At 55.6% G+C, this 26,876-nt stretch carries 31 protein-coding genes; 9 read left to right on the forward strand and 22 right to left on the reverse strand.

Annotated elements, in window-relative coordinates; all coding sequences use genetic code 11:
• Positions 1-2: 2 nt before the first annotated feature.
• Both PHF39_RS06690 and PHF39_RS06695 read right to left on the reverse strand, forming a co-directional pair.
• Positions 3-1,205, reverse strand: a complete 1,203-nt coding sequence (locus PHF39_RS06690) for a hypothetical protein (protein WP_300221961.1) — start codon at positions 1,203-1,205, stop codon at positions 3-5.
• A gap of 289 nt (positions 1,206-1,494) precedes the next feature.
• Positions 1,495-1,878, reverse strand: a complete 384-nt coding sequence (locus PHF39_RS06695; protein ID WP_300221964.1) for a hypothetical protein — start codon at positions 1,876-1,878, stop codon at positions 1,495-1,497.
• A 70-nt stretch (positions 1,879-1,948) separates the two neighbouring features.
• Between PHF39_RS06695 and PHF39_RS06700 the strand changes: the two genes are divergently transcribed.
• On the forward strand, positions 1,949-2,206 hold the full coding sequence (locus tag PHF39_RS06700; protein WP_300221967.1) for a hypothetical protein: 258 nt from the start codon (positions 1,949-1,951) through the stop codon (positions 2,204-2,206).
• A 290-nt stretch (positions 2,207-2,496) separates the two neighbouring features.
• Here the strand turns inward: PHF39_RS06700 and PHF39_RS06705 are convergent, their stop codons facing one another.
• From PHF39_RS06705 to PHF39_RS06715, 3 genes are all read right to left on the reverse strand, one after another.
• Positions 2,497-3,426 carry a DDE-type integrase/transposase/recombinase gene (locus PHF39_RS06705; protein ID WP_148277609.1) on the reverse strand — a complete coding sequence of 310 codons (930 nt, stop codon included), beginning with the start codon at positions 3,424-3,426 and terminating at the stop codon, positions 2,497-2,499.
• A gap of 530 nt (positions 3,427-3,956) precedes the next feature.
• The gene (locus PHF39_RS06710; protein WP_300221976.1) at positions 3,957-5,231 is read right to left on the reverse strand and encodes a hypothetical protein; all 1,275 of its coding nucleotides are present in this window, start codon (positions 5,229-5,231) and stop codon (positions 3,957-3,959) included.
• A gap of 545 nt (positions 5,232-5,776) precedes the next feature.
• Positions 5,777-6,478 carry a hypothetical protein gene (locus PHF39_RS06715; RefSeq protein WP_300221979.1) on the reverse strand — a complete coding sequence of 234 codons (702 nt, stop codon included), beginning with the start codon at positions 6,476-6,478 and terminating at the stop codon, positions 5,777-5,779.
• Between the two features lie 299 nt (positions 6,479-6,777).
• Here PHF39_RS06715 and PHF39_RS06720 point away from each other — a divergent pair, with 299 nt between their 5' ends.
• Positions 6,778-7,227 (forward strand): peptidase domain-containing protein, encoded by a 450-nt coding sequence (locus PHF39_RS06720; RefSeq protein ID WP_300221982.1) that lies wholly within the window; start codon positions 6,778-6,780, stop codon positions 7,225-7,227.
• Positions 7,228-7,266: 39 nt separating this feature from the next.
• The gene (locus PHF39_RS06725; protein WP_300221985.1) at positions 7,267-8,073 is read left to right on the forward strand and encodes a winged helix-turn-helix transcriptional regulator; all 807 of its coding nucleotides are present in this window, start codon (positions 7,267-7,269) and stop codon (positions 8,071-8,073) included.
• A gap of 116 nt (positions 8,074-8,189) precedes the next feature.
• Here the strand turns inward: PHF39_RS06725 and PHF39_RS06730 are convergent, their stop codons facing one another.
• The 3 genes from PHF39_RS06730 to PHF39_RS06740 all read right to left on the reverse strand — a co-directional run bounded on the left by PHF39_RS06730 (position 8,190) and on the right by PHF39_RS06740 (position 9,373).
• Positions 8,190-8,369: a hypothetical protein gene (locus PHF39_RS06730; RefSeq protein ID WP_300221988.1), complete on the reverse strand. Its 180-nt coding sequence runs from the start codon at positions 8,367-8,369 to the stop codon at positions 8,190-8,192.
• Between the two features lie 62 nt (positions 8,370-8,431).
• Positions 8,432-9,178 carry a hypothetical protein gene (locus PHF39_RS06735; RefSeq protein WP_300221991.1) on the reverse strand — a complete coding sequence of 249 codons (747 nt, stop codon included), beginning with the start codon at positions 9,176-9,178 and terminating at the stop codon, positions 8,432-8,434.
• Between the two features lie 45 nt (positions 9,179-9,223).
• A complete protein-coding gene (locus PHF39_RS06740) occupies positions 9,224-9,373 on the reverse strand; it encodes an aminotransferase class I/II-fold pyridoxal phosphate-dependent enzyme (RefSeq protein WP_366144198.1) in 150 nt (49 codons plus the stop codon).
• A gap of 137 nt (positions 9,374-9,510) precedes the next feature.
• Here PHF39_RS06740 and PHF39_RS06745 point away from each other — a divergent pair, with 137 nt between their 5' ends.
• Entirely contained in the window at positions 9,511-11,190 is a 1,680-nt protein-coding gene (locus PHF39_RS06745; protein WP_300221994.1) for a hypothetical protein, read from the forward strand.
• Between the two features lie 63 nt (positions 11,191-11,253).
• On the opposite strand, the gene PHF39_RS06750 is transcribed toward PHF39_RS06745, so the two are convergent.
• From PHF39_RS06750 to PHF39_RS06765, 4 genes are read right to left on the reverse strand one after another with little or no spacing between them, the layout of a single operon-like run.
• Complete coding sequence (locus PHF39_RS06750) at positions 11,254-12,387, reverse strand: pyridoxal phosphate-dependent aminotransferase (RefSeq protein WP_300221997.1); 1,134 nt, start codon at positions 12,385-12,387, stop codon at positions 11,254-11,256.
• Positions 12,384-12,803 (reverse strand): 6,7-dimethyl-8-ribityllumazine synthase, encoded by a 420-nt coding sequence (gene ribH, locus PHF39_RS06755; RefSeq protein WP_300222000.1) that lies wholly within the window; start codon positions 12,801-12,803, stop codon positions 12,384-12,386. The genes PHF39_RS06750 and ribH overlap by 4 nt, the downstream gene beginning before the upstream one ends.
• Positions 12,804-12,847: 44 nt before the next feature.
• Positions 12,848-13,309, reverse strand: coding sequence for a riboflavin synthase (gene ribC / locus PHF39_RS06760; protein WP_300222003.1), 462 nt, complete (start codon positions 13,307-13,309; stop codon positions 12,848-12,850).
• A complete protein-coding gene (locus PHF39_RS06765; protein WP_300222005.1) occupies positions 13,306-14,436 on the reverse strand; it encodes an alanine--glyoxylate aminotransferase family protein in 1,131 nt (376 codons plus the stop codon). Before PHF39_RS06765 ends, ribC begins: the two co-directional genes overlap by 4 nt.
• A 55-nt stretch (positions 14,437-14,491) precedes the next feature.
• On the opposite strand from PHF39_RS06765, the gene PHF39_RS06770 reads away from it, so the two are divergent.
• On the forward strand, positions 14,492-14,884 hold the full coding sequence (locus PHF39_RS06770; RefSeq protein WP_300222008.1) for an AIR carboxylase family protein: 393 nt from the start codon (positions 14,492-14,494) through the stop codon (positions 14,882-14,884).
• Between the two features lie 138 nt (positions 14,885-15,022).
• On the opposite strand, the gene PHF39_RS06775 is transcribed toward PHF39_RS06770, so the two are convergent.
• The 3 genes from PHF39_RS06775 to PHF39_RS06785 all read right to left on the reverse strand — a co-directional run bounded on the left by PHF39_RS06775 (position 15,023) and on the right by PHF39_RS06785 (position 17,347).
• Entirely contained in the window at positions 15,023-15,787 is a 765-nt protein-coding gene (locus PHF39_RS06775) for a sulfide-dependent adenosine diphosphate thiazole synthase (protein ID WP_300222063.1), read from the reverse strand.
• Between the two features lie 30 nt (positions 15,788-15,817).
• Entirely contained in the window at positions 15,818-16,447 is a 630-nt protein-coding gene (locus PHF39_RS06780) for a thiamine-phosphate synthase family protein (RefSeq protein ID WP_300222011.1), read from the reverse strand.
• A 159-nt stretch (positions 16,448-16,606) separates the two neighbouring features.
• Positions 16,607-17,347, reverse strand: coding sequence for a 4Fe-4S double cluster binding domain-containing protein (locus PHF39_RS06785; RefSeq protein ID WP_300222014.1), 741 nt, complete (start codon positions 17,345-17,347; stop codon positions 16,607-16,609).
• Positions 17,348-17,503: 156 nt separating this feature from the next.
• Here PHF39_RS06785 and PHF39_RS06790 point away from each other — a divergent pair, with 156 nt between their 5' ends.
• Positions 17,504-18,343 carry a hypothetical protein gene (locus PHF39_RS06790; RefSeq protein WP_300222017.1) on the forward strand — a complete coding sequence of 280 codons (840 nt, stop codon included), beginning with the start codon at positions 17,504-17,506 and terminating at the stop codon, positions 18,341-18,343.
• 88 nt (positions 18,344-18,431) lie between these two features.
• Here the strand turns inward: PHF39_RS06790 and PHF39_RS06795 are convergent, their stop codons facing one another.
• The 6 genes from PHF39_RS06795 to PHF39_RS06820 all read right to left on the reverse strand — a co-directional run bounded on the left by PHF39_RS06795 (position 18,432) and on the right by PHF39_RS06820 (position 23,619).
• On the reverse strand, positions 18,432-19,187 hold the full coding sequence (locus tag PHF39_RS06795) for a class I SAM-dependent methyltransferase (RefSeq protein ID WP_300222020.1): 756 nt from the start codon (positions 19,185-19,187) through the stop codon (positions 18,432-18,434).
• Between the two features lie 171 nt (positions 19,188-19,358).
• Positions 19,359-19,523, reverse strand: a complete 165-nt coding sequence (locus PHF39_RS06800) for a hypothetical protein (RefSeq protein ID WP_300222024.1) — start codon at positions 19,521-19,523, stop codon at positions 19,359-19,361.
• A 122-nt stretch (positions 19,524-19,645) separates the two neighbouring features.
• Positions 19,646-20,875, reverse strand: a complete 1,230-nt coding sequence (locus PHF39_RS06805; RefSeq protein WP_300222028.1) for an MFS transporter — start codon at positions 20,873-20,875, stop codon at positions 19,646-19,648.
• 33 nt (positions 20,876-20,908) lie between these two features.
• Entirely contained in the window at positions 20,909-22,207 is a 1,299-nt protein-coding gene (locus tag PHF39_RS06810; RefSeq protein WP_300222031.1) for an ATP-grasp domain-containing protein, read from the reverse strand.
• Positions 22,208-22,228: 21 nt separating this feature from the next.
• Entirely contained in the window at positions 22,229-23,278 is a 1,050-nt protein-coding gene (locus PHF39_RS06815; RefSeq protein WP_300222034.1) for a GNAT family N-acetyltransferase, read from the reverse strand.
• Between the two features lie 2 nt (positions 23,279-23,280).
• Entirely contained in the window at positions 23,281-23,619 is a 339-nt protein-coding gene (locus tag PHF39_RS06820; RefSeq protein ID WP_300222039.1) for an STAS domain-containing protein, read from the reverse strand.
• Positions 23,620-23,799: 180 nt separating this feature from the next.
• On the opposite strand from PHF39_RS06820, the gene PHF39_RS06825 reads away from it, so the two are divergent.
• From PHF39_RS06825 to PHF39_RS06835, 3 genes are all read left to right on the forward strand, one after another.
• Positions 23,800-25,416 carry a hypothetical protein gene (locus PHF39_RS06825; protein WP_300222041.1) on the forward strand — a complete coding sequence of 539 codons (1,617 nt, stop codon included), beginning with the start codon at positions 23,800-23,802 and terminating at the stop codon, positions 25,414-25,416.
• 72 nt (positions 25,417-25,488) lie between these two features.
• Positions 25,489-25,791: a DUF3795 domain-containing protein gene (locus PHF39_RS06830; RefSeq protein ID WP_300222044.1), complete on the forward strand. Its 303-nt coding sequence runs from the start codon at positions 25,489-25,491 to the stop codon at positions 25,789-25,791.
• A 48-nt stretch (positions 25,792-25,839) separates the two neighbouring features.
• Positions 25,840-26,274 carry an LEA type 2 family protein gene (locus PHF39_RS06835; RefSeq protein ID WP_300222047.1) on the forward strand — a complete coding sequence of 145 codons (435 nt, stop codon included), beginning with the start codon at positions 25,840-25,842 and terminating at the stop codon, positions 26,272-26,274.
• Positions 26,275-26,360: 86 nt separating this feature from the next.
• On the opposite strand, the gene PHF39_RS06840 is transcribed toward PHF39_RS06835, so the two are convergent.
• Positions 26,361-26,876, reverse strand: a 516-nt coding sequence (locus tag PHF39_RS06840; RefSeq protein ID WP_300222050.1) for a GAF domain-containing protein, incomplete at its 5' end; no start/stop codon positions are given.

Consider the following 26,876-nt stretch of genomic DNA (forward strand, 5'->3'; position numbering starts at 1 on the left):
TATCAGTTCGCTGTATGTAATTTCACGGATGAAGGATTTGAAATAATCTGCACGCGGAGCTGGGTCAGGGGTGCGTTCGGGTTGATATTCTGTCCCCAGACAATCGGAACTGTACTTCCGCCAAGGCCGGACAGGAACTGCATGCTGCTGAATGTTGTGTCCCCAGGAACATCCGTATTATCATCAATTTTTGTTCCTTCGAGAGCAACAAATGTTGCTAAGTTGCGATTAGTACTGATATCCGTTGTGTATTTTGAAACAGTTTGGCCGGCCCCGTTGGTGAACATAATGAGCCATGCATTCATTGACGGTCTCCAGACCATCTGGCCACGTACGGTTTCCCCGTCATTCACCCGGACTCGGGAACTCGGATATCCGACACCATTCCTGAGGGACCATGCTGCACCGGTCCAGTATAATCCTGTGCTTGGCTGGTTCCACTCAAGGACCGGCTGAATAATTGCATTCCCGGCAGAGGGCTGGATTGCATTGAACAGGAATATTGCTTCCTGACTTTCCGATGAGGGCGGGTGAGATGGAGCTACCCAGTATGCAGAGAAATAACCGATCTGCGGGACATTGTTGTCAAAAGCATCCTCGATCCAGCCGGTAAAATCCGGGTTTACAAGTACTGCGTTAGTATCAGCAAGTGTTTTTTCATCGGACATGTCCCCCGCGCGGTCATTAATGACCGTAAAGAGGACTTCTCCGCCCGAAATGACATAGGTCTCCGTTCCGACTGTTTTCAGGAATGCACCGGAGGGGACTTGGTGGATTCGGGATGCGGGTAGCATCTTGCCTGAGGGTGTTGGAACGAGTGCGGCTTCATCATCGTTTGCGTACAAGACCTGTTTTCCCGATCCATCGAAAACCCGCGTAATGTTATCCTTGGAATGGCGAATTATTGAACCGGGGGAAATCGTGGAAATCCCGTCTCCCTTCTCGGATGTGAGACTTTGTTTCACGGTCACTTTTTCAACGTTATCATTGATTGTTAAATCACGAACAGGTATTTTCGTAACATCTACAGACATCATCCGGGATTCTTCGGCCAGTTGTGCGGAACTAATATGTATCGTCGCATCGTTCGCCGCACTCACAATCGGTACCATCGCCATCGCCGCCAGCAGCAGTGCCAGCAGGACGACGTTTAGATTGCATAAGTGCATTCTTTTTTCATCTCCTTTCCTTTTTTGCGACAGCATCCGCTCGGCATATCTGCTCAACTCCGTTATGAACAAACCAAAACTGATGATTACCAGCGGATGTGCGGGGGTCCTGACAGTGTGCAATGCAGCTGAACCCCCGGCTTTTTGTGTTTACAGGACAACCTCCGGCTGTCCACGTTGAGCGGTTTGACTTGGGATTATAAACGATTTGTCGGTCAAAACTTTACATGTCAAAAATGATCCTGTGGATCTCCCGTAACAGGTATTTCATTCAGGAGGGATGTGTGAAAATCGATGGATAACCTGCATTTGTGCTTTCATCTCATTACCCGTTTTTTATCCGGAACAGTATCATCCCCATGATTCCCAGTGCAACAACCGGAACGAGGACGGTTACCGGTGCAGGTTGTCTCGCCGTGGCATTCGCTGGACCGGTTATTGCAGGTTGTGACTGGGTCAAATTCCCGGACCCGGGTTTACGCAGGTCAGGCTTGTCCGGGATCGATGCAGATTCGGATTGGTTGAACAGGTAGATAGTCTCATCATCGTTAACTGTAACAAATTGATAATCCCCGACATTAATATCATACGCCCATCTGTTCCCGTCGTTGTCAACTGTCCAGAACCCGGTGGTATTCAATTGATAACTCCAGGTGTTCATGCCCGAGCTCCCGTTGACAACAACCGTGTAGCCCAAATGTTCTGACATGATACAGTAACCCACCCTGCAGCCCCCCAGATGCATACCAACCATAAGTTTTCGCCCGGCAGGAAGGGATGTGACGCCACGAATCGTGAAAACATCTCCTGCGGTGTGGTTCCCCACGGGATCAAGCGTGATCACCCTGTCAGACAGGTCTTCATCGTACGGCGTATCCGGCAGGATGTGTGACGATACTGCACTGACCGAGATGAAAAGGGACAGACAGAAAAGACCCGTAACTACAATGAAACCAAACCGGTTTTTCATTGGAAAAAAAGGGGTCATAGGATTTCCCTCAATTGGCGGTATTCAGGATAATCCGGCTTGGCCATGAGTTTCCGACACTCAGTCCAGGAAGATTTGTCCATACCGAATTGACTCCGCTCCCGACGGTACCGGGCATAACATTCTGCCCATTGGTATTCACCAGATAGAAATTCCTGAACGTAGAATCTCCGCACATGTAATTATTGTTTGGGATCGAGGCGCGGTTTGCCGTTTCAAGATAGATCTGGATTTTGACATTCGTGTTTGGCATAGCATTCTGGCTCGTCATATAGGTAGTCTGGATGTTCCGGGTAGTGTCTCTGAATGTAATCGTCCAGTAGTTGTAGAGTGCCATAATTACTGTCCGTTTTGTTGACAGAGTTTATGTCCGCTGGATAGACATTTTCTGTTTTTATTGAAATTGGTTTTGTTGTTGTAAACGGAAGAAGGCGTCATCCAGTTCAGGATCTCCTGTTTACGCCAGTTGTTGTAGAGCTGGTCAAACCTCCAGAGTTCTTTCCTGAAATGGCCCAGCGAACGGAATTGCTTTAAAGCGATGAGTTCCCGGTAGAGAGTCTTGTGGTACCGTTCGATCTTCCCACGGCCACGGGGGTGATAAGGTCTGCCGAAGATCAGTTTGATGTTATGTTTTTGGGCTTCCGCTTTGAACAGTTTTGAGACGAATTGTTTCCCGTTATCGAGATAGATCTCCCAGGGAATCCTGCCGGCCCGAAGTGCCCATTGAAGGGCATTAACCGCTGAGGCAGCATCCTTGTGCAGGTATACTTTGCTTTTCACACGATAGCGAGAACAATCATCAGTGAATCCGGTGACGTAGACTTTACCAACGCCACGGATCCGGAACTGGAAGGTATCCCCCTGCCACATACTGTCGACATGACGACGCTGGAACCGTTTCCCGGACGGTTGGGGTTTAGCTTTGATCCGGATGAGGAGACCATGTTTCTTGAGGATCCGGTGAACCGTTCTCCAGGAACACGAGAGTTCGAACTGGTGTTTGATCCGTCGGGCTCCCCAAGCCGGATACTTTCCCTTGAGCCGGATGATCCGTTGTTCCAACGATTTCGGAATTGCCCAACGGGTCCGTCTCCGCGGTCCGGTCTTCTTCGGTTTCAACCCGTTCTCGGGATCGTTGCGATGGTTTTGTGCCCATCGTCTCACGGTTCTTTCGGAGATGTTGTACGTCTCTCCAATCTCTTTGGCACTGTGTATCTTCTCTTCGTAAAATACTACTGCCTTTGTCCTGATCTCCATTGTCGCTTTCACCCGCAAGCACCTGCACGGTGCTCTTGAAAGCGGACATAAATTATGTCACTATTTTAGGACAGAAACTCTGGCACGCTACACCTATGTTCCGGATTTGAAGTCAGGGTAATCCGTATATTACCGACATCAACAATACTTGATGTGTGTGTTTTCCACAACAATAATCCGTGGTGAATCGACAAATACAACCTTATGTGCGTCAGGGTCTGGCAACCTGTTGGCATCTGCCTGTGCACTAACTGCGGGCATAAATGTAACCGCTACCAGCAGGAATGCCAAAGACGATAAACCAGAATATAATGGCGAGGAGAAGAGTTGCCGCAATAACAATCCATACAATATAGTTGAGGAGATTTTTCCGGGGGGCCGGATCCGGAAATGTGCTGTCAGCCATGGATATTTTCTGTGGGTTGCCGGGTCTGTTGACATTTCCTGTCCCGGTGAATGATTAGGGGGAGAGGGAGGGATAGCACTCCCACTTGCGATGAGGATGGGGTGAGCCTGTTTTTTCCTTGGGCTTTTCTCCCTTATCATATACCGGTGCGATGAAGGAGGATTTGCTCCGTCTCCAAGCCCTGGATGGTGTATTCGAGTTTTTCCCGGAACGTGGCATCATTGACTTCGGTATCTGGTTTCTCCGGCATCAATTGAATACCCCCGTCAGAATACCGGCTGCTGTCGATCCACTGAAGGGTTGTTTTTGCGTTTCCCGGATACCGGTGAAGGTAGTTCAACGAAGAAACGGACATGTATGTTGGTGTGATATAGGAAAAATTGGTTGACTGATCCCCCCGCCGGTAGTAGTACCCCCCGTCACCGGCATATCCCTGCTCTATCCATGATATACATGCCTCAGGATTATCAGGAGAAGCTGAAAGTGTATCCAGTGACCCTAAAGCATAATATGTTGAGGCCAAATCCGATCCCCCGTAACCATAACCTCCGTCACTATTCTGGAACTGGTTGATTTTCCGGATTATACTATCTCTTTGAGCTGAGTCCAGGGGGTGATCCGTGGCCTTTACCATCTTCAGCAGGTAAAAGACCTGTTCGAGATCTCCCAGCTGGTCCGGGGATATAGAATACGTTGTAATCTGCTGTTCCGGTATATTCCGGAGGGTGGCTGCCTGTGGGACGGACTCCCCCAGTTCGTGATATGTCATTACAAGGTAATACTGGTCTTCGGGAGAAAGTGAGGGATCAGCCATCCTTGCATCAAGCCAGGGTTTGACTGCCGGAATCGCAGGGTTGTGCGGGTCCAACCTGGTCAGAACCTGGGTTGCATAAAATGTATCTTTCAGGGAAGGGGTAATCTTGAACGCAGGGCGGAATCCCCCGTACCGGCTCTCATGCCTCCGGATGAACTCGATTGTCGTGTCGTGAACTGGAGATCCGATATCGGACAACAGCTTCATTGCAAGATATGTTCCCTGGGACTCACCATAATCACCCAGGATCGCATTATATCCTCCGTCTGGTAACTCCAGGGAGTACACGTAATCCTGGATTTTTTGGGAAATTTCCGGTGTGAGCTTTCCGGAGAAACGTACTTCGGTTTCGAGAGCTTTGAGCGTAAACAGATCTGGTTTTTTCCCGGGCAGAGCCTCCAACTCGGATTTCCATTTCCCTGCATATCGTTCCTCAATGCTTTTTTGTAAACGGGTGCTTCCTTCCAGGTCCGGGTCGATACCGGTCAGGTGGGATACGGGGAGCAGGACCTGTGTTTCAGTAAGTAAATAGTCTTCATCCTCAGAAATCTGATCGTATTGATATTGCCGGGCTAGCCACTCGCGGGTGATATCCATATTCCCGGTATTGTTTCCGATAAAATCCAGGATTTCCAGGGCCCGTATGGTATCCAAAGATGATCCTTCAAGTCCGGGCCTGTCCGCATACGATCCATCCGGCTGGCTGTACTGTTCAACAAGGGACATGATCCCTGAACGGTTTTCCGGGAGGATATCGTAATTTTTCATGCAGCCGGTCAGGTAGTACAGGTCCTTTAGAGTGACCTGGGAAGGATTTGCGATTAATTCCCGTTCCCGGGAATACAACCACAGGTCTGTCTGTTCTTTCTGCATCAGGTCAATATGATTATTTTTCAATGCCAGAGAAAAGTAATAGGTTGAATACAAATCAGGATCGTTGGGAGCAAAATCCGCGTAGCCCCCTTCGGGGGCATGGGAGTACCCGATTTTCTCTGTGGTTTTTTTATTCCAGGATTCATGAGGTGAGGGTATGCCCGTGTTAAGGACAAAAAAAGCACAAACGCCAGCAAGGCTGGCGATGAGAAGCAGGATTCCAATACGCCATTTTATTGACATGATGCACCGAAAAAAAATTGAAATTATCAGACTGACACGTATGTGTTTACCGTGTAATCTGAATAACTGAACCGGAAGGTACCCGAATCACTTTCCGCAACTGAGGGAACTGTGGCCCAGCTCTGTGCCAGGAAGTTTGAGTAGCTGTGGGACACTGCATATGCGGTGGTCCAGTAGTCTGAATAACTAAGCCGGTTACCTCCGATATCCTGGTATCCCATACTGCCACCCGGCATACTAATTGAGACGCCGACACCAGAAGCAGAAATCAGGGACGATAAGGTAATCTTATCAGCATAATATGGGCTGCTTCCCTGCCAGTTGGATACGAGATTTCCGTTTATGGTCTTGGTGTAAGGTGAGATCCATCCCCCGTCCTTTGTTCCGGATACCTGGGTTCTCTGCCAGATGGAGCTGCCAAAAAGCGGCATGGTGGCAGTGTTCGAACCAGATATCGGGGTTCCAGATTTCACAGCAGCATTCATCGTCTTCTTGTTCAGGTTTTCAATCAAGTGGTTGACGCTTGCTGTCTTGTCATCGGTTTTTCCGGTAAAGACATACGTGTAAGGGTCCGGCTGTGTGACAATTCCTTTAAGGGAAGCATCAATTACCCCATCGTTTGATACCTTCAGGGCATCGTCAGCCTGCGCCTCCGCAGCACTCACGATTGGTACCATCGCCGCCAGCAGCAGTGCCAGCAGGACAACGCTGATTTTCATATGTTTCATGGTTTTTACCTCGTTTTATTTTTCTCATTTGTCGATGCGCTCCGCTAACAGATGAAAGATGTGGCCATAAATGTCACGTGCGTGTGAGTTATGCCAGCGGAAAGGAGAGGGTGGATATGATAGCGATAGTGCTTCCTCTCCGTTTGAGTTATCCGGGACAACCTCCGGCTGTCCACACTGAGCGGTTTATTTCCGGGTTATAAACGATTTGTCGGTCAAAACTTTACCTGAGAATAACGTGTAAAGTTTTGACCGACAAAAGGTATTAACTCAACAACTGGACGCTTTCCCGTGATACCATGAAGGTTCACTGGTTAGCACTATTGTTAGTTATCGGTGCGGCACTGACCGTACCGGTTGTATCGGCAAAGATTGTTGAAGAAAAAGACGGGTATGTCGTGACCCCGGGTGATAACACCCTCATGCTGCCGGAGATATCCCGTTTGAGTTCGGCCACAATATCTCAGGGACAGACCCAGTGGTATTCAACCTCCGTCTCGCCGGGAAAAACGTCGTTCTTTACTGATCTGTACTGGGGCAACCCTTCGAATTCCCTCTCGCTCACGATTGCTGCCCCTGATACCACACTCGGTCCCTATTATGATTCATCAGACGGGCGGATTGATGGCCGGGTTAACCTGAGAATTTCCAAATCCGGCGGTCTTGCATCCGGTACCTGGTGGTCGAAGGTTTATGGATACCGGGTGAGTGGCGTGCAAAGCTACACATATTCTGCATCCGCGAGTTAGACCATAACCCTTTTTTTATCGTACCCTGAATATTCATGGATGAAGAAAATGATCAGGTACGGAATCTTCCTGATTCTTGTGCTTTGTTCATTTTCGTTAGTACCATCCGGTTCCTGCGGGTTTCATAATGGATACACAGTCGAACCGGTAACACCGGATATGGATACTGGTACGCCACTGGAAACCGTGCCGGTCGATTTCTGGGAGCTTCCCCCGGGAATGATGCTGCTCGCACTGGCTCTTTCTGTATCCTCCTTTATCGGATTCCCCGTTGAACTCTTCTTATTCATCAAACTATACGCATATCTGGGATACCGGAATGTCACCCGGTCAATTGTTTTCCATAACAACACCCGGAATCTTGCCTATCGTTATATACAGGATTATCCCGGTATCTACTTCAATTCCTTAGTGCGAATGTCCGGCATTAAACCAGGAACTCTCCGGTATCATCTCATCATACTCATGACGACAGGAAAGATCTCCGCTATGAATACAAACGGCCATACACGGTATTTTGAAAATTCCGGGAAATTTTCAGAGGTAGAGAGAACGGTGCTCAAGCATATCCGGAATGAGACTGATAACCGCATTCTCATATTACTGCTTGATAATCCCGATACGAACAGGAAGAATCTGGAAGTGATGATGGGAATATCAGGACCGTTGGTTACATGGTACATGAGAAGACTTAGTGATGATGGAATTGTCTCCATACAAAAAAACAGGAAAAATGTCCGGTATGAGATCTATCCTGAAGTGCGGCAATATCTGGAAAAATATCTTGTCCCAAACAGGGGGGCGATGCCGGTGTTATCCTTGGAACCTTCTCCCGAATCTTCATAATGCAGAATTCCAAGAGTTTATTTCAAGCCTGAAAAAACCGGCCCTTTATCCTGAATGGAGAAAAAAAGGTGGGCGATGGTATACGACCTTCGGTTTTCACCCACACATCCCCGTAATCAACCCGACATCTGCTGAGCTGTCACCGGGTCCAGCACCTGTGCTAGGATCAGCCCGGCCATCGAGATGAAGAAGGTCCAGAAGACTTTCTTCACCTGCTCTTCTACCCAACCCGCTTGATCCTCGCCATCGCCTCTTTCAGCTTCTCCATCGAAGCCGCGTACGACAGCCGGATCCATCCCGGGGGCATAGAACTGATCCGTTGATTCTTTGATTGCAGGGATGAGTACCTGTTCGTCCCTTACACAAACGTCACGATACCAATCAGCAGCACGCCCGCAACAGCATAGATGAACGGGGTGTCCCAGGTATGCGGGGAATATGCCTCGGCAAGGGTCGTGGCAAGGGGAACCGTCAGCATTGCGGCGATGAACTGCGGGAACGTGAAGAGATGACTGAAAGCAGCGATACTCAGGATACCGGCAAGCAGAACACACATGCTCCCTTCCAGCGAACGCTGGTAGATGGTATCGGAGAAGAGGGCCCGGACATTGTATTTGTGGCGGCCGAACCTCACCCCCACGGGTTCGGCAAGCCCGTCACCCAGCCCGTTGATCAGGAGCGGGATCATCGCAAGCGCCTCCAGGTGGACCGACGCCAAGTACATCACCAGGGGAACGATAACAAAGGCAGCTGCGATATACTGCGACACCAGCCAGCGCAGGGTGTGGGGCCGGTCCTCGGGCCGGTCAAAGCTGAGGAACATGGTCCGGATGATTCCGCTCCGCTCCCGCAGCGGCTGGATAAAGATAACCAGCGTGCTGATGGCGATAATGAGACCGAGTACTTTTGTTGCCGGCGACTTCTCGTACACAAAGACGATGTCCAGGAAAATGGGGAGGAAGAAAATGGCGAAATGGTTGATCTTTCGGGTGTAATTTACTTTGATGCCCTTGTTGAGCACCAGCTCGCCGGTGATATAGTAGAGACTAAAACAGATTGCCAGAAGAACGAACTGGTGCAGGAAAAATACCGGGTCTATTTCCATGGTGTGACAGCCTGAAGATGGAGAATATATATAAAAAAGAACTTCTTACCCCACCCTCTTGATCCTCGCCATCGCCTCTTTCAGCTTCTCCATCGACGCCGTGTACAACAGCCGGATCCACCCCGGTGCATAAAACGCACTGCCCGGTGTCGCAGCCACATGCCCCTTCTCCAGCCATCGTGATGCAACCTCCATATCGTCACCGGAAATCTGTCAATCTCGAGTAATTCAGCGGTAATTCGAAATTCTCGAAAATTAATATCAGATAGTTCTTATTGAAAAAATTATCAATTAATATCAAGGGCCTGTTCCTGCGGGATATCGTTGATATAATGACCGATTTCAAGAGAAAAACCGTATTAGTGTTCGTTGCATTTTTCCTGGTCATATCCTCCCTGGGTCCTGCGGGTGCAATGCCCACGCATGTCAACGTAATCCCGGACGGCTCCGGTGGCGCTCTTTTGAACAGCCCGATTAAGGTGTTCGTTTCAGGAAACTATGCCTATGTCGTAAGCCAGGGGAGCGATTCACTGGAGATCATTGATATTTCCAACCCGGGATGGCCCCGGCATGCCGGAAGCATAACGAACGGGGCCGGGGGAGCTCTCCTGAAGAGGCCGCTGGACGTGTTCGTTTCAGGAAAGTATGCCTACATCGCAAGTCACGAAAGCGATGCACTTGAAATCGTGGATGTTTCCGACCCGGCATCCCCAAAACACAAAGGAAGTATCATCATCGGAGCAATAGACAACTGGTTCAACCCGGGCCCGGTTGGTCCGATCAGCGTGTATGTGTCGGGAAATTATGCCTATGTCCCCTGCGCGTATAGCGGGATGATGGAGATCGTCGATATATCCGACCCGGCAAACCCGGTCCGTAAAAGCGCTGTCGGAGACGGATCCTACCAAGCGAAGCTGGCCGGCCCGACCAGTGTCTGGGTTTCGGGGAACTATGCCTACGTCACCAGCTTTAGCTGGGGAGCGCTGGAGATTGTGAATGTCTCCAGGCCGGCCGGCCCGCTCCCTGAAGGCCGCATATCCGACGGGGAAGGCGGCGCTCTCCTGAATACTCCGGCCGAGGTCGTTGTTGCCGGCAATTATGCCTATGTCGCAAGCCAGAGAAGCAATGCCCTGGAAATCGTTGATGTGTCCGATCCGGCATCCCCAAAACACAAAGGGAGCATAACCGATGGAGAGGGCGGAGCCCGGCTGCGGGCCCCGACCGGCGTCGCTGTTTCGGGTAATTATGCCTATATCGCAAGCAAGGAGAGTAATGCCCTTGAGGTCGTGAACATATCCGACCCGGCAGCTCCCCGGCATGCCGGGAGCATGGTACATATGGAGGGTCTGGGCCTGGACTTCCCGACCGGCGTCGCTGTTTCAGGTAACTACGCGTATGTTGCGAGCAAGAACAGCAATGCCCTCCAGATCGTGGATATTTCCCAGCCTGAAGGGGACCCGCGACAACCGGATTTTGTTACCAGTCTGATCGCTTTTGGTGTTTTGGTTATCGTAGGTTATGTTGTTCTTCCGTTTGCGGCAAACAGGGTTATCAGGGTGTTTGCCCTGCGAAGTGTGAAAAAGAACCCGCCGGTCGACCTCGATCCGGTCCTCATGAACGAGTTTGCCTGTTCGGTTATGCTGCAGCATAGAGAGGAGATTAAAGTGATAAAACGGAGTCAGATCTTTGTACGTTTCTGGTATGCCGCCGGTATTGTTGCCCTGACCAACAAACGCATAATCTTCACGATTGCCCCTGGGATATTCCGTGCAGGAGCGGTCTACGAGATCCCTCTCCCAGCAATCACGCGGATAGAGCTCTCCACCCGGGAAGGTGGTACGTTTTCCCGGGAAATTACCCTTGATTATGATACTACCCGGATCAGATTTGCCATCGATGCGCCATTCTGGGAGCAGCTCTCTGATGAAACCGATGTGACGGGAGCCTTCTTTGCCCGTCTGAAAGAAAAATTGCCCTGTTGTATTGCGGATCAGAAGGATGTCGTGATCTAAACCGGGTTAATAGCTGTTCTCAGAAAGTACTGTTCCCTGAAAGAGGAGGACTAAAAAAATATTTTACCCAACCTTCCTAATCCTCGCCATCGCTTCCCTCAGCTTCTCCATCGAAGCCGCGTACGACAGCCGGATCCACCCCGGCGCATAGAACGCACTACCGGGTGTAGCGGCAACATGCCCCTTGTCGAGCCACCGGGAGGCAACCTCCATATCGTCCCCGGCAACCCGGACAAACGCATAGAACGCACCATCGGCCGGTGCCATCTCATACCCCATGTTCGCAAGCTCGTCCATCACGTACTTCCGCCGCTTGTCGAACTCCCGGCGCATGTCCTCGACGCACTGCTGGTCGCCTTTGAGCGCCGCAACCCCGCCCCACATGGCAAAGGTCGTGACCTGGCTGATCGAGTGCTGCTGGACCTTGGACATCTCGGTGATTATCTGCTTTGGTCCAACTGCGTACCCGAGCCGCCAGCCGGTCATGGCGTACGCCTTCGAGAACCCGTTGATGGTGATGGTCCGCTGGTGCATGTCGCCGATGGCCGCGAGCGAGAGGTGCTCCCTGCCGTAGATCATCTTCTCGTAGATCTCGTCCGACATCGCGTACAGGTCTTTGTCCTCGCAGAGATCAGCCACGAGCTTCATGGACTTCTTGTCAAAAACAGCGCCCGTTGGATTTGAGGGGGAGTTGACCATGATCATCTTGGTCTTCCCATTGACCTTCTCCAGCAGGGAATCGTCGAGCTGGAAGGTCTTTTCGTTGATCTCGTGGAAGACCGGTTTCCCGCCGGCGATCTGGATGCAGGGCTCGTAACTGACCCAGGCCGGCGTGAGGATGATCGCCTCGTCGCCCGGGTTCAGCACGGCCTCACAGGCCTCATAGATCGAGTTCTTCGCGCCGCAGGCAACGATCACCTGCTGCGGGGTGCAGGGGAACCTGTTCTCCCGCTCGATCTTCTCCGCGATTGCGGTTGTCAGCTCGGGTATGCCGCTGCTCGGGGCATAGTGTGTCTCACCCCGCTTCAGCGCATCGATGCAGGCATCCGTGATGTGCTGCGGGGTGGCGAAGTCGGGCTCCCCGATCGAGAGGCTGATGACATCGATCCCCTGCCGCTGCATAGCTTTGGCCTTGTTGGAGATCGCAATCGTCGCTGATTCGGAAACGCCGGCGATCTTCGCCGACAGCGGCTTCATTTCAACCTTTTAACCATCTTGATGGCAGACTCAACGGCCCGCTTTGCGTAATCGATCCGCTCGTTGGCCTCGAGCCGGGTCATGCCGGGCCCGGAGATGCCGAGCGATACGGGCTTGCCGAACTCTAAGGAGAGGTCGATGATCTTCCGGGCCGCGTGCTGCACCACGATCTCGTCGTGCTGGGTTGCGCCCTCGATGACGCAGCCGATGGTAACGACCGCGTCGACCTTTCCTGCGGTCAGCAGTTTCTTGATCGCAAGCGGCATGTCGTAGGCGCCGGGCACATACATGCACTCGGTCACTTCTGCGCCGAGGAACGCCGCATGCTCGCGGCCCTCGATCTCCATCATATACGTGATGTCGCGGTTGAACTCCGCAACAACGAATCCCAGTTTTATCGGGTTGGTATCACACATAGCAGATCATCTCGTCTGGTTGGTCATAAACTTGTTTGGTTGCATCACCGGCGGGCCGGCCCGGCGTCCTCGAATCCCTGGCGCTGGCCGGTGCCGGCCTGGCGTTCGAGTTCTTTTGGATGGAGGACGAGCTTCACGGCATTCACCGCGTGCTCGCGGGTCCGCTGCTCCATGAGCCACGCAAGCTCGCGGTCATCCTTTGCCTCGTCCTCGTGGACGAAAACCTCGATGATGTGCGTATTCGTCATGAGCTGGCACTGGATGAGGCCGGTCGATGCCTCGTGGGCGCACATCTTGTCCTTGTCCTTGCCCCCGGGCATGCCCAGCGCCATGACGATGTCGCACCGGCGCTCTTCGATCAGTTTCTTGCAGGCAACGGGCAGGTCTTTTATCCCCGGCACCGTCACCCGCTCGATTGCTACACTGGCGTGTTTTTTGAGCTCGTCGACAGCGACAGCTCCCATGTTGATGCGGGCGAAGGTGGTGTCTGCGACACCGACTCTCATCCCAGCACCTCGGCGGCTGCACCCACGCCGCACCCGGCCGGCTTGTACCCGCACTTCTTCAGCGCGTGCTGGGTTGCCGCAAGGGTTGCAAGGATCTCCGGTGCGCTGACCGCGCCCATGTTGCCGATCCGGAAGATCTTCCCCTTCAGGTGGTCCTGGCCGCCGGCGATCTGGATGCCTATCTTCTTAACCAATCCCCGCATGTCGTCGTCCCTGACGCCCGCCGGGTACTCGATTGCGGTGACGGTCGAGGACGGGCTGTGGAGCTTGTCCGTCTTCGGGAAGAGGGAGAGCCCCCATTCCTTTGCCGCTGCCTGGACGGCTTTGCTCATCTTCTGGTGCCGGGCAATCCGTGCAGGAAGGCCTTCCTCTTCGATCATCAGGCAGGCCTCGCGGAGGGCGAGGAAGAGCGGGACGGCGGGGGTGTACGGCGTCTCCATGGGCTTACCGCCCGCGCTCTTCCTGTACGCCGCAAGGTCGAGGTAGTACGGCGGATTCTTCGTCATGCGTTCCCAGGCCTTCGGGCTCACCGAGACCATGGCAAGGCCGGCAGGTGCGGCAAAGCACTTCTGCGAGCCGGTGATGGCTATGTCAACGCCCCACGTATCGGCCTCGACAACATCGCCGCCGATCGAGGTGATGCCGTCCATGATGAAGAGGGCGTCATGCTTTTTGCAGAGCCTGCCGATCTCCTCTGCCGGGTTTTTAATACCGGCGGAGGTCTCGTTGTGGACCAGCGTGACGACCTGTGCGCCGGCCTCGAGCTGCGCCTTGAGCGCTTCGAGGTTTACAGGGGTGCCCCACTCGGACTTGATCTCGTGGGCCTTGCCGTAGCGCTGGCTGATCTTATAGAGCCGCTCGCCGAATTTGCCGTTGACGATGCAGGCGATCTCCTTGTCGCGTCCGACATTCGAGATCGCGGCTTCCATGCCGGCAGTGCCGGAGCCGCTGATCACAACAAGGTCGTTCTTTGTAGCAAAGCAGGTCTTAAGGACCCGTACACAGTCGGCATACGCGGCACCGAACTCGGCACTGCGGTGGTTTATTGCCTGACGCGACATCGCGAACCTGACCCGCTCCGGTATCGGGACCGGGCCTGGCATCATCAGGAGAAGTTCTTTTTCCATATGGATCTGCTCATAGTATTTTAAGAAAGACGCAATATAAGTTTGGATAGCGATTATGGCAGACATTGCGATTGTATCCGGGTCCGCTTCTGATGCGGCGATCACCGACAAGGTGAAAAAAGTCCTTGATGCGAATGGGATTTCCTACGATGCACAGATCCTCTCGGCGCACCGCGATCCCGATAAGCTGGATGCCTACATCAAAACCTGCGATGCAAAGATCTACATCGCGATTGCCGGGCTCTCGGCAGCCCTCCCGGGCGTGATTGCATCAAAGACCGACAAGCCGGTCATCGGTGTGCCAGTTGCCGGGACGCTGAACGGTATGGACGCCCTCCTCTCCATTGCACAGATGCCAAAAGGGGTCCCGGTTGCAACAGTCGGCGTGGACAACGGCGACAATGCCGCGTGGCTCGCGATCCGGATCCTGAAACTGGTGAAGAGCTGATCCGGAATTATTCCACTTTTTCTCGTTCTTTCGTTCCGCATCCCTCCCGCAAGTCCGCCGGGCTCCCGGCTAGGAAACGGAATTCGCCAGGCTGAAAGGGTAAAAATAAGGATCCTCAATAATATCCCGGCAGCCAGGTCATTTTTTTAACCTGTCCAAGACAAGGCCGGCAGCATGTTCACCGGAGAGCAGCATGCCGCCAAACACCGCACCCATCCGGTTCTCGCCGGCGATTGCATTGGCGGCCATCCCGGCAACCACCAGTCCCGGGAAGACCTCTTTTGTGTGCCGGAGGATCCGGGATTCGGCACGATCCGCCCACATGAAGCTCTCTCCTCTGACTTTAAGATCGCCGCCCTTCTTCTCGACAAGCCGGGCCACAACGGCATCATGGCCGGTTGCGTCAACCGTATACCTGCACCGCATGACAAGCGGATCCACATGGAGCCTTCCCATCTCAACAGCAGTCCAGTTGATCACGAGCCCGCTGATCCTCCCGTCACCCTTGATCATGACATCCTCGACAGAGGTGAGGTTGAAGAACTCTGCGCCCGCATCACAGGCTGCTGCGGTAAGCCTGGAGACGGCCTCGACCGATTTTGCAACATAGTATCCGTCCTGGTAAGGTGTGGACCGGATACCGAACCGGTCCAGCAGGCGCCTGCCCTCCTCCTGTACGACGATGCGGGGGAACATCATCCCGCCACCCCACATCCCGCCGCCGACCGACAGTTTCTTTTCGATGACTCCGACCCGAATGCCCTGTTCCGCAATCAGTGCCGCACAGGCCAGCCCTGACGGGCCTGCGCCCACGACTGCGACATCCAGTTCCATGCAATCGATCAGCGTATTCATCTGGGACGAGAGGATCGCCCTGCTTATGGTAATTTCGTCCAGTTCCATGGTTGTCATCCTTAATTATGCATAGTACTATTAAGAAAATTGGAAACCTGACAGGATCGCCCCTTTCCCGGTGTCTGCATATTCTCGGGCAATGCCGCAGAGATCCTGCGCAATACCGAGGGGTTCTTTCCCGATGATGACACAGACCGGTTCCTTCCCCGGCCCCCCGGCATCGCAGATGATATCCGGTACAACTCCTCCGGCAGCGAGGACGGCTTCGAATGCCTTCCATGACATCGAGGCGCCTTCCCGCATCCGGGTCTCTCCGGGCTCGTCCTTCCGGTCAATCGTCACAAGGATCCACTCCCGCGATTGGCAATACCTGCGCAACCATGGCAGAAAACCGGGCGGATTGGCAAAATCGATTGCTGCCCTGGCAGAGGGGCTCGTTTTACGGAGACTGATGACAAGGCGTGCCAGGTGGCCGGAGACGCCGAACCGGATCCTGCCTGCGGCCTGCGGCATGCCGCTGACAAGGGTTATCCTCCCGTCCACGGCAAGTACCTCTGCGGGGATCTCTGCCTCCGGGGCAGCGTACACTATATTGGTCCTGACTTCAGGAATAAGCAGGGAGAACTCACGGCATGATTCCAGCTCGGAAAGGGCAAGCGCCATCCGTCCGAACATCTCGATCTGTTCATCGGTACCAGGGAGGGTCATGGTTTTCTCCGGTTTTTTTTATCATAGTATTTGCAGGGAACGGTATAATGACCCGCGTGCTGATCCGGCAGTGGTCTGCATCCTGGCAACCGACCGGCTGCCAGTGCATCTTACAAAAGAACCGCCGGGATACCGGTGAGGGGCCGGTTGCGGCAGGATTCACAGGGGATTTCCGGTCCTCTTCTTCCCCTTCTTCCTTCCGTGCGGGCACACCCACAGACAGAGCCCGCAGACGCCGTCCACGCCCAGTTCCTTCCCGAGCTGTTTGTAGTACCGGTCGCAGGCAGCTGCATCAAACCGGGCCTCGCGGGGCTCATCGGGTGAGAACACCCGGTCGGTGAACGCATGGACCGGGCAGATGTCCACGCATTCCGTGCACTCCCCGCACCGGGGCTTCATGGGCGAACCGGTCGGCTTGAGCGGGGCATCGGTCAGGACATTGACCCACCGGACCCGCGGGCCGTGGTCCGGGGTCACGAGGAGGCAGCTCTTTCCGATCCAGCCAAGGCCAGCCAGGTGCGCCCCGAGCTTCTGCGAGAAGGGCCCGGCGATCTTCTCGTCGCTTGTCCGTTTCGACGCGGGAACGGGAAATGCTGAGTGGCCTTCCTCCTGCAGCAGGCCGGCGACTCGCAGAGCGATCTGATCGAGCGTCGCGTTGACAACATCGTAGGTTGTGTGCCGGTACAGGATCGCCCCCGCTTTGTCCTTCTCCGGCAGGAGGTCGACAATGCTGTCCTGCAGGCGTATTCCTGCGACCACGGAGCGGGGGTACCGTGCCAAACGTTCCCCGCCCTGCGCCCGGATGGCGTCCTCTGCCGGGGTAAGGTCCGCGATCCCGAAATAGTCGGCGCCGAGCGAGAGGGCGAGCGTGCGGATTTTTGCCGCGAAGTCCGGAGTCATACTGGTTCAACCGTGAGATTCGATGCATATTCAGGATGGCGGTTGGAGAGGATCTTCAGAAATGAGACTTTTCCCGAGTATTACCAATGATTTATGAAATCTTAAAGATAATTTATTTACATCGAACAATTTTCTCTTGTACTCAGGAGCTGTATCATGATTCCAAAATCCTGCATCATCATCGGTCTTGCAGTGTTTCTCCTGTTCCTGGCACTTCCTGTATCGGCGACGCCCATCCCCATTGCCTTCAAAGGGATCGTTACCGGGTTGAATGAGATGAACCAGACCCTTACGGTTCGCGCCGAATGCGAAAATTACCCCTGCCAGTATACCCTGACTGGCCACTTCTCAGCAAGAGTCCCGAACGCTGAAGTCTTTTCTCGCGTGAAGGAAGGGGATCTCGTCGAGGTGGTCTTCAAGGACTGGACCTTCCATGTCACGGATCCCTCCACGGGATATACCCTCCCGTCGGCTGAAACTCGCGATCTCCGCAGGTGGTACACGATTCAGCGCCTCGCCACCCTGCCCGGCACGGACACCCTCATCGCAACGGAACTCTTCGGAGATACCGCGGTCAACCGTGTACCGTTCCCGGAGGAATATACCCTCCAGTACCGTCTCGATGGACCGAGTCCCGCAGTATACGATTTCCAGTCGTTTCCCCCAGAAACGATCGTGAATATTTCCGTCAAGCGGGGGTCCGGACCGGAGCGGACGGTAACCCTCGCGACTGATGAATCCTGCGATATATCCGATCATCAGAACGGATCCGCGATGCTGGTGAAATTTATCGGGGGCTACGATCCGAGCTATTATGCGTCAAAGGCCTGCCCCTGCGCCAATTATCATATCCGCGTGCTATCCAGTGAAGAGCTCTCTTATGTCACCCTTATGAAAAGGACACCGGCCCGGCAAGCCGGCAGTCCCCTGCCATTTATGGTCGTCCTGGCGATAGCAACAATCCTTTTGAGTGTGGGTGCAACCCGGCGCCAGTAACAGCGCAAAAAATGAGGAAATAGTGAGAGGGGGTGGTCTCGGCAGGAAGTGTGCCGATCCGTATCACGAGTGTCTATGGTTCCGCAGTTCAGACTTTCTGCATCACAAAGAACGTGTACCCGTACCACCGCTTGTACTGCCGGTACATGTACGCCTCATGCTCCAGTGCATCGAGAAGGGCGGCATCTTCGGGAATCGATCCGTGCGTCTTCCTGAGCTCCGCAACCCGGGCCTGCAGCGGGACAAGGTAATTCTCCCACCACCCTTCTTCCGGCAGCCGGTAGGTTGCAACAAGCCGGAGTCCGGTCCGCTTCACCCGTTCCTTCATCTCTTCTTCGGGCACAGGCACGTATCCCTCGTTCTCCCACCATTCCCTGAGCTCTTTGGGAGGGTTTGTCTCGAACCAGTCGGTATCGGACACGACCATGTACCCGCCCTTTTTCAGGAGCGGCTTCCAGAGGTTGAGGCCCTGCTCGAATCCGACAATGAAGATGGCGCCTTCAGACCAGATAAGGTCAAACGATCTCTTGTCGAACGGCAGGGCATCCATGGAGGCACAGACCGTTTTGACCCGGTGTGCCATGCCGGCTTTTCTGACCCATGCATCGACCTTATCCAAAAACGGCTGGTGGTTGTCAACAGCCGTGATCGTGCCTGTCGTGAGGGCGGCAAGGTCGCGTGTCTGCGTCCCGCTCCCGCATCCTACATCAAGGATTTTTGCGTCCCGGGGAACGGAGGGGATAAGCGACCACACCTTCCGGGTCGCTTCACGGGTGCCCGGCCCCTGCCGCGGAAGAGATTCGAAAATCCGGTAAAAAAACGGCGGTAATTGGGGTAATGACATGATGCATAGCTGTTACACAGGGTGTAATGAGTGCCTTGTGGTCGGAGGGTTTGTCACCCTTCAAAAGAGGGCGGGGGGTGTTTCCCCGGCCGTCGGTCTGCTGCTGGTGCCAATGCAATGATACAAAGGTGAATCGGGCGAGGCTGCCTGTGTATGATGGTTTCATCCGTACTACTGGAGGAGGGGCTCCGTCACGGCCGGAACGGGCAGTGAAGGAGCGTGATGAAAGATCTCCCACAACACGGACAGCGGCGTGTCCCTCCGTTCGTTTCCGGTATGGCTGCGGAAACGCTCATTGCTTCCGGCACAGTTCCTGCGGATCATCTGTCTGGTCATGGTTGTTCTCTCCTGCCCGGTTGTTCCGGGCCTGATACAGTGGTTGGATGCGGGGGTATATAGCGGGCAGGATGTTGGAACAATTCGCAGGTTTTTTTTCCAGCCTGCCGACGGTGATCTCCTTACCGTTCCACGGGTGCGGGAGCGGCAGTCTTCAGCTCCACTGGGCGGCTCCTCCCGACGGCCAGGAGGACCGGGACGGCGATGAGCGTGACCGCAGCGGTCGCGAAGAAGACTGCATGGATCCCCGCGGTGTCCATCACGATCCCGAAGATGACGGGGACAACCATCAGGCCGATGCCCTGAGCCATGCTGGCGATGCCCGCGGCAGCGCCCTGGCCGGTCTCCCGGCCGGCAATGGTCACCAGTGCTGCAATGGTGGTGAGCGAGAGGCCAAAGCCGCAGCCGAGCACGATGACGGCGCCCAGGTATTCGGCGAAGGTCGCGGAAAGCCCGATGCCGAACGAGGCTGTGGCGATCACCGCTATGCCAATAGCCAGGAGGAAGTACTTGTTGGACCGGTCCACGATCCTGCCGGAGAGCTTCTGGACCCCGGCCATGATGACGGTCCCGACAAAGATCAGGACGCCTACTTCCGTTCCGGTGAAGTGCTGCACCGTCCCGGTAATAACGGGGAGGTACACGAGATACGTTGCGTACGCTACCGAGTACACGAGGTAGAAGAACACCGGTATCCGGAGGGCCGGGTGGCAGGCTGCCGTAAGGAATGGGACGGGGTCGCGGGGCTTTGCCCGGTGATCGGGAAGGAACCGGAAACAGACAACCGCAGTGACGGCCGTGATGAGGGAGAGGCAGAGAAACGCCGCGGAGATGTCCAGGTAGTCCATCAGGACCCCGCTGATAAGGGGGCCAAAGCTCATCCCGAGGAACGCCGCGCTGTGGAAGCCGCCCATCATCCGCCCCTCTTCCCCGACATCCGCAATGTCCCCCATGTACGCGATGGCAATGGGGAAGACCATCGCTGCCGCGATGCCATGGAGGAACCGGATGAGCGTCAGCAGGTAGACCGAGTCCGCGAGCACGTACAAGGCGGAGAAGAGGGAGTACCCGGCAAGGCCGATGAGGAGGAGATTCCTCCGGCCACAGGAATCCGACATCGCGCCAAAGACCGGCAAAAAGACCGTCCTCGACAGGGCAAAGGAGGAGAAGATGACACCTATCCAGAAGCCGGTTGCCCCCATCAGCTGTGCGTAGATTGGCAGGGCGGGAGTGATGATCCCGATCCCGAGCATGGTGGCAAAGGCGGTAAAGCAGAGGAGGAATGCCGCGAGGCGCTTCCGTTCCGGGTCCATCCTTCCTGATTCCGCTCCGCTGGTCTCTGCCACCGCCATGGTTGATCACGACCGGATAAGGTACTACCTTCCTCAGATGCTGAAGAGTTCGTTCTCCTGGTAGGTTTCGAAGTCACGGATGCGACGGTAATCTTCGAGGATGACCCGGGGGTCCTTGTGGATCAGGAAGACCTTTGCCGGGCTTGTCATCATGTCGACGGTCCGGTTCACGTGCCAGTCGCTGATGAGGTTGACGAAATCGCCCCGTGCACAGCTCTTGAGCCGGGCCAGCATCTCGATGGCCGCGATCTCGCCTTCGGGTGTCCCCTCGTGCTGTGCAATCAGGTGCTTTCTGATCATGTGACGCTTCAGGTGGTACGGCTTGTCGATGGTCTCCAGGAATCTCTCCGGATCGCTGTATGCCGCAACCATCAGGTCGACCTGGCACTGGCCGGAGCAGCTGACGATGAGATCGGGAGGGATCGTCCCGCCCATGATACGGGCTCCGGACTCGATTAAGAGCGGGCCCTTCTCCGTGAGCATGATCTCCGTGTGGGCAGCCCCGTACCGGATCCCGAGGGCATCGAGGACAGAGAAGGCATACCGGACCAGCTCCATCAGCTGTCCCTCAGGCCAGTCGTGGAGGCGGGTGCAGTCGTACACATTTCCTACGCCCTCGACCTTGACCTTCCTGTACTGCCAGAGCTCGGCAAGGCGGTGCTTCCCGTTCCAGGAGACGGTATTGACCCCGAACTCCGTCCCGCAGAGGCGCTCCTCGATAAGAACCTCGGTGTTCTTGTCCCCCAGGTGGTTGGTCGTCCCGATGAGGTTCCGGAACGCGGAAAGGACCTCCTCCTCGGTCGAGCAGAACGTGACTCCTTCCGTGGAGGCGCTGCTCATGGGCTTGATTACGACCTCTGCAAACGACCCGGCCCGGAACCAGGCGATCAGTTCGTTCTCGTCTTGTGTGCAGATGAACTGCTTTGTCCTGACTCCCTTATCCTGGAGCGCACACTGCATCCGGAACTTGTTGCGCCGGGCAACCGACTGCGCCGTCCCGTTCGAGAAAAGCCCCATCCGCCCGCTCAGCGCGTCTGCAAACGGGACGCCCATCTCGCTGCCCGGGATGATCCCGATGACCGCATACCGGTCCAGCTGCCGGACAACGGCGTCCAGGTCCCCGCGGAACACGATCTTGTCGGTGAACAGGGGGTCCTCCAGGTAGTCTTCCGCATTGTTCTTTTTTAAGTATTTCTCGGGAAAGGTCTCGTGGCTGAGCACCTCGATGCAGGGGATCCCCTGCATCAGGAACCGGGACGCCAGCACCCTGCCGGATGTTGCAAACCCGTCCACCAGGACAACGGCTTTCTGTCTCCTGTCTTTTGTGACCATGATTATTTCTCCGATGGTTTTTCAGGAGCCTGATCCGGCCCCATCTTCATGTTCCTTCATCTGTGCACCGATATAGGAGAGGAGCCGCTCGCTGCAGGCGTTTCCTCCCGTCTGGATCTTCCGGAGATCGATGGTGATGTCCTGCAGGTGCTGCAGGATGAGGATGTATCCCTCTTCCCCGGGCAGGATGCCGGCGAAGATGAACCCGGCCTCTTCTGCCGCTGCTACAACGGCATTCGCTCCCGGGTCGTTCAGGTCAACGTGCATCCGCATCACCTGTGCGCCGCGGGCGCGGAGCTGCCGGGCGGTGTCAGCAACGGCCTCCCGGTAATCGGGCCCGGCCCTCCGGATCCAGATCAGGCCGGCACCGGTATCGGGATTGATGGTCTTCTCGATCACTGTCCGTGCCCGGCCGGGTTTTCCGGATCCGTCCGCATTGATCCGGATGCCCAGTTTCCCGCTGATCTCGCGGATAGTCTTCCGGTGGTCCTCGGGGAGGTACTGGAAGGCGAACTCCTCTTCGTGAAGCGCCTTGGTATAGAACACCACGCTCTCCCGCTGGCTTAAGGCCCCGGTGAGTTCCCGGAACGAGATTTCCTGCGGCTGCGACCCGAGGAGGAGAGCGCTGGGGGAGAATCCCTCATGTTCCATGGCCCGCTGGGAGTGGGGGTGGGCCGTGAACGCCCCGCCCGTCAGGGCCCGGAACTCCGTGCCATCGCTGCAGGCAATCAGGTGCCGGAGGATCGTTCCTGCAAGACCCCGGCCGCGGCAGGAGGGGGTTACAGCCATCGATCCGAGCAGCCCGATCTCCGGGTAGCCATAATAGGCAGAGAGTGCGGCATAGCCGATGACCGCTCCCTCTGGGCCTGCTGCTACAACCGATAAGACCTCGCCTTTCGCGTTCTTCACCCGCAGTTGTACCGGGTCGTAGACATATTTCTTGGGATAGGTGTTCCCGTACACGTCCTGCATCAGGCGTGCAACACCGGGTGCATCCTCCGGCTGAATGCGGCGGATCTCTGCCTCCGCCACGACCAGGACGGGATTCGTCTGCTGTGCACAGGCCTGCACGATCAGCCCCCCCCGCGGGTCATGACCCTGACCGCCTCATCAACCGAGGGGAACAGGACAAAAATCTGCTCGAATCCGCTCACCCGCAGGACCTTGTCGACAAGCCCGTCGCTGCCGGCAATGACGACCGGCACACCCTGCTTTGAGAATTCCCGCTTCATCTGCAGGAGCGCCCGGAGTGCCGAGCTGCTCATGTACTCCAGCCGGGACAGGTCAAGGACTGTCGGCATCACCGGCAGGTCAGCACTGCTCTTCTGGAAGTCGGCAATGGTGTTGGCATCGAGCTTGCCGATGATTGTAACAATCGTCAGGTCCGGTGTCTTTGTAACGTGAATCTCCATGATGATGCTCCAATTTTGTTTGTCATGTTCCCGTTTCCCATGGGACTATAAAGAGCACAGGAAGTTGGAAAAAACCGGAAGAATTTTTTCCAGCCGGCCGAATGTCCCGGTGATCTTGTCCCCTTCCGGCAGGGAAAGAACCGGAATCATTAAAGACGCGGTTTTCCTTGTATTGTACGAATGTATCCGGACCGGGCAACCTTCCAGCGGATGGTGCAGGACGACACCACCCTTTCTACTCCCGGCAGGGAGACCCTGCTCGCCCTGTACGATGGCCCGCTCCATCTTGCGCAGATCCTGGAGATTGTCAATTCCTCCAAGGGGGGTAAGGATCACACTATCACCAAGTCCGCGATGCGGAAACGCCTGGATCTCTTAATGGAACGCGGGATCCTTGCGAAGGCAGGCAGCGAGTGCACGAACCCCTACTATTACATCCGCCGGCCGTGGATCTTCAACCAGTACATCCTGGTCAAGTGCCGGGACAGCCCGAAGACCGGGCTCCTCAACCTGACGATCCTCCTCCACGAGCTCTCGCAGATGTCCGCACATGGGGACGCCGCCCTGCCCCACCCGAAGTTCATCTCGGCTGTTGGCGAGCGGACCGAACGGAGCCACCAGATCGGTTCCGCGTACGAGGCCTTCCAGAAAATTCTCGGCGACAAGACCGCAATCGGCGATTACCTGGAGGCGATCTACGAGGATATTTACGAGGGCAGGGTCCCGTCAAGCGACTTCGACGGCCTCATTGCCCGCGACTTTTTGCGGTCGGTGGCAACCGCCCCGGACGAAGAACGCGAGGTACGGTTCTTCTTCTGGTTCTCTGACTTTTTCCATATCCTCGACCAGTACGAAATCGCGCTCGAGGCTTTCGACACAGGAGTGGCACGGGCACAGCATCTGGGCCTCAGACTCTCTGCAATCCTTGAAGAGGCCCCGATCTCGAAGGGTCATATCCTGCTCCATACCAACGACCTTGCCGGGGCAAAAGAGGCATTCCTCACTGCCTATCAGGACCGGGAATCCGGTCCCGTCACGAAGGCCCGGAGCCTCTTTGGCGCCGGTGAAGTGGAGCTTGTCTGCGGGGACATTGCCTCACCCTATGCACCGGCACGGTTCAGAAAAGCGCTCGAGCTCTGCCATACGGCCGACCCTTCCGGGAAGGACGCGGACATCCGTGAACTGGAGGCCGATATCCTGAGGAGGACTGGTTCCGTTCACCGTATCCTTGGAGAACTGGTCAAGGCAGAGACCTGCTATATGAAGGCCGGTGAGATCTATGGCGAGACCATGCCCCGGGGCCATGTCTGGCTGCTGCCCGAGCAGGCGGAGCTTGCCCGGGCGCGGGCATTCCTCTCCCCACCAGAGGCTGCCAGCAGGTTCGTGGACGAGGCCGCCCGGCTGTACGGGGAGGCCAAGGAGGCTGCCCAGCGGATCCGGAACATCAACTGGTTTGCCCACGGGCTCATCGGGGAGTGCGAACTGGCGCGGGTTGCCCTCCTGAAGCTGAACAAACCCCTGCCGAAAAATTTGGACAACAAGTATGCCAATGCATTCGAGATCTACTGCCAGATCTCGTCCGACCATGGGATTGTCCAGACTTTCATTGCCGAAGCCCTGCTCTATCATGCCGCAGCGGCCGAGCGCCCGGAGAAATACGCCGTCACTGCAGACAAGCTCGAGCAGGCCGAGCGGCTCAGCCGGGACCTCGGGCTGAAGTCCGAACTGGCGCTGATTAAAAGGATCAAATCCGGAAAGGGAGCGGAAGCGGAACTCCACCCGCTCACGTTCCTGTAAGCCCGGTCCTGTTTTTCACTTTCACATCACGGAACCCGTGTCTTTATGCTGGTGCGGTATTGACACGTGGGTATGGCAAAAAAGAAGATCCAGACCGTCTGCGGGTATTCGTGCAGCGACTGCGACCATCACGGGAAGGAGTGCAGGGACTGCCCGGAGACAAAAGGTATCCCCTTCTGGACGGCATTCATCGGCATTGATCACTGTGCGATCTACGATTGCTGCAACAATGACCGGAAGTTCCCACACTGCGGGAAGTGCCCTGATCTGATGTGCAACCGGTTCGACCGGATCCGGGATACTCCGGGAATAACTGAGGCAGAGGCCAACGCCACCCTTGCTGCAATGGAAAACGAACTCCGGAGCCGGAAATAGCGGAACAGATGAACAGGATTTTAACCGGCTCGGGACAACGTTCTTACGATGCCCTTCCTGCACGAACCGGAAGTCAGCCTTGAAGAGGTGCGGCTCCGCTCCCTGTCGATCTCGTCCCTTGAACTCGACGTGGCGATCCGGGTGAAGAACAAAAACCCGCTTGGTGTGACCGTGCAGGAAGTCCCCTTCAAAGTGCTGTGCCGGGACTGCGCTACCGTCCGGCAGATCGCGACAGGAAATACCGGCCGGGTGACGATCAAGGCAAACGACAGTACGCTCATCACGGTCCCGGTCAGGTCTGACAATGCGATCCTCCTTGCGGCGCTTGCCGCCCTGGCAGCGCAGGGATCTGTTCAGGTCACTATCAAAGGCAAGGCAGTCATCGATGCCCTCCTGTTCCACTGGTCTGTGCCGTTCGAGAAGATCCTGCCCGTGACAATGGACCAAGTCGTGAAGGCGGCGACTGGAGAGGGGAAGAAGTAAGGGGAGGGAAAACGCCGGAATTCTTACCTGGCCGGATGAGGTGTCTTTCCTTAATACTTACCCGAAAGATGTGAGATGTTCCCGGCTCATTCCCGTTTACCCGGTTTAACCCGTTCCAGTGCCTGTGCCAGCTGGCTGGCAAATGCCATCAGGATCCGCTCCTGCCCGTGGGTAATAATGCCGTCAGGTTCCCGCGGCCGCACCCCAAGAATCCCCAGGCTCCGGCCCGAGCTTGCAAGCGGGATGTACCGGAGCCGCGACCCGTGGAGCGTATCGGTGTCGTAACCAGCCACCGCCCCGTGCTGGAACGCCCACGTTGCCACGGCGATGTCATCGGCGCCGAGGATAAGCCCGGTTGTGTCCAGCGGCTGGACACCAAGCCGGTCCCCATCGGGAAGGAGGACAACACTCTCCCACTGGAATACTTCGCGAATATGCTTCCGGATCGCATCGATAACGGAATTCTCATCCGCGGCAGCCGCCAGGTCCTGCGACAGGGCATACAGGGTCCCGGTCTCCTTCTCCCGTTCCTGTGCAGCAACCGCATGATCGCGGGACCGGGCAACGAGCAGGCTGATGAGGGCCCCGACAATGATCATCCC

This window comes from Methanoregula sp., assembly GCF_028712425.1.
GTDB lineage: Archaea > Halobacteriota > Methanomicrobia > Methanomicrobiales > Methanospirillaceae > Methanoregula.

What these genes read in the sequence shown, in the direction of transcription:
- PHF39_RS06735 (WP_300221991.1), bottom strand. Translation starts at nt 9,178, where the DNA reads ATGGAAATAGACCCGGTATTTTTCCTGCACCAGTTCGTTCTTCTGGCA.
- PHF39_RS06690 (WP_300221961.1), bottom strand. Translation starts at nt 1,205, where the DNA reads ATGCTGTCGCAAAAAAGGAAAGGAGATGAAAAAAGAATGCACTTATGC.
- PHF39_RS06825 (WP_300222041.1), top strand. Translation starts at nt 23,800, where the DNA reads ATGTATCCGGACCGGGCAACCTTCCAGCGGATGGTGCAGGACGACACC.
- PHF39_RS06780 (WP_300222011.1), bottom strand. Translation starts at nt 16,447, where the DNA reads ATGACCCTCCCTGGTACCGATGAACAGATCGAGATGTTCGGACGGATG.
- PHF39_RS06740 (WP_366144198.1), bottom strand. Translation starts at nt 9,373, where the DNA reads ATGGAGGTTGCATCACGATGGCTGGAGAAGGGGCATGTGGCTGCGACA.
- PHF39_RS06800 (WP_300222024.1), bottom strand. Translation starts at nt 19,523, where the DNA reads ATGACCAGACAGATGATCCGCAGGAACTGTGCCGGAAGCAATGAGCGT.
- PHF39_RS06695 (WP_300221964.1), bottom strand. Translation starts at nt 1,878, where the DNA reads ATGTCAGAACATTTGGGCTACACGGTTGTTGTCAACGGGAGCTCGGGC.
- PHF39_RS06770 (WP_300222008.1), top strand. Translation starts at nt 14,492, where the DNA reads ATGGCAGACATTGCGATTGTATCCGGGTCCGCTTCTGATGCGGCGATC.
- ribH (WP_300222000.1), bottom strand. Translation starts at nt 12,803, where the DNA reads ATGTGTGATACCAACCCGATAAAACTGGGATTCGTTGTTGCGGAGTTC.
- PHF39_RS06835 (WP_300222047.1), top strand. Translation starts at nt 25,840, where the DNA reads ATGCCCTTCCTGCACGAACCGGAAGTCAGCCTTGAAGAGGTGCGGCTC.
- PHF39_RS06745 (WP_300221994.1), top strand. Translation starts at nt 9,511, where the DNA reads ATGACCGATTTCAAGAGAAAAACCGTATTAGTGTTCGTTGCATTTTTC.
- PHF39_RS06730 (WP_300221988.1), bottom strand. Translation starts at nt 8,369, where the DNA reads ATGGATCCGGCTGTCGTACGCGGCTTCGATGGAGAAGCTGAAAGAGGC.
- PHF39_RS06715 (WP_300221979.1), bottom strand. Translation starts at nt 6,478, where the DNA reads ATGAAACATATGAAAATCAGCGTTGTCCTGCTGGCACTGCTGCTGGCG.
- PHF39_RS06775 (WP_300222063.1), bottom strand. Translation starts at nt 15,787, where the DNA reads ATGGAACTGGACGAAATTACCATAAGCAGGGCGATCCTCTCGTCCCAG.
- PHF39_RS06710 (WP_300221976.1), bottom strand. Translation starts at nt 5,231, where the DNA reads ATGGATATCACCCGCGAGTGGCTAGCCCGGCAATATCAATACGATCAG.
- ribC (WP_300222003.1), bottom strand. Translation starts at nt 13,309, where the DNA reads ATGAGAGTCGGTGTCGCAGACACCACCTTCGCCCGCATCAACATGGGA.
- PHF39_RS06790 (WP_300222017.1), top strand. Translation starts at nt 17,504, where the DNA reads ATGATTCCAAAATCCTGCATCATCATCGGTCTTGCAGTGTTTCTCCTG.
- PHF39_RS06810 (WP_300222031.1), bottom strand. Translation starts at nt 22,207, where the DNA reads ATGGTCACAAAAGACAGGAGACAGAAAGCCGTTGTCCTGGTGGACGGG.
- PHF39_RS06720 (WP_300221982.1), top strand. Translation starts at nt 6,778, where the DNA reads ATGAAGGTTCACTGGTTAGCACTATTGTTAGTTATCGGTGCGGCACTG.
- PHF39_RS06805 (WP_300222028.1), bottom strand. Translation starts at nt 20,875, where the DNA reads ATGGCGGTGGCAGAGACCAGCGGAGCGGAATCAGGAAGGATGGACCCG.
- PHF39_RS06765 (WP_300222005.1), bottom strand. Translation starts at nt 14,436, where the DNA reads ATGGAAAAAGAACTTCTCCTGATGATGCCAGGCCCGGTCCCGATACCG.
- PHF39_RS06725 (WP_300221985.1), top strand. Translation starts at nt 7,267, where the DNA reads ATGAAGAAAATGATCAGGTACGGAATCTTCCTGATTCTTGTGCTTTGT.
- PHF39_RS06820 (WP_300222039.1), bottom strand. Translation starts at nt 23,619, where the DNA reads ATGGAGATTCACGTTACAAAGACACCGGACCTGACGATTGTTACAATC.
- PHF39_RS06830 (WP_300222044.1), top strand. Translation starts at nt 25,489, where the DNA reads ATGGCAAAAAAGAAGATCCAGACCGTCTGCGGGTATTCGTGCAGCGAC.
- PHF39_RS06785 (WP_300222014.1), bottom strand. Translation starts at nt 17,347, where the DNA reads ATGACTCCGGACTTCGCGGCAAAAATCCGCACGCTCGCCCTCTCGCTC.
- PHF39_RS06795 (WP_300222020.1), bottom strand. Translation starts at nt 19,187, where the DNA reads ATGTCATTACCCCAATTACCGCCGTTTTTTTACCGGATTTTCGAATCT.
- PHF39_RS06750 (WP_300221997.1), bottom strand. Translation starts at nt 12,387, where the DNA reads ATGAAGCCGCTGTCGGCGAAGATCGCCGGCGTTTCCGAATCAGCGACG.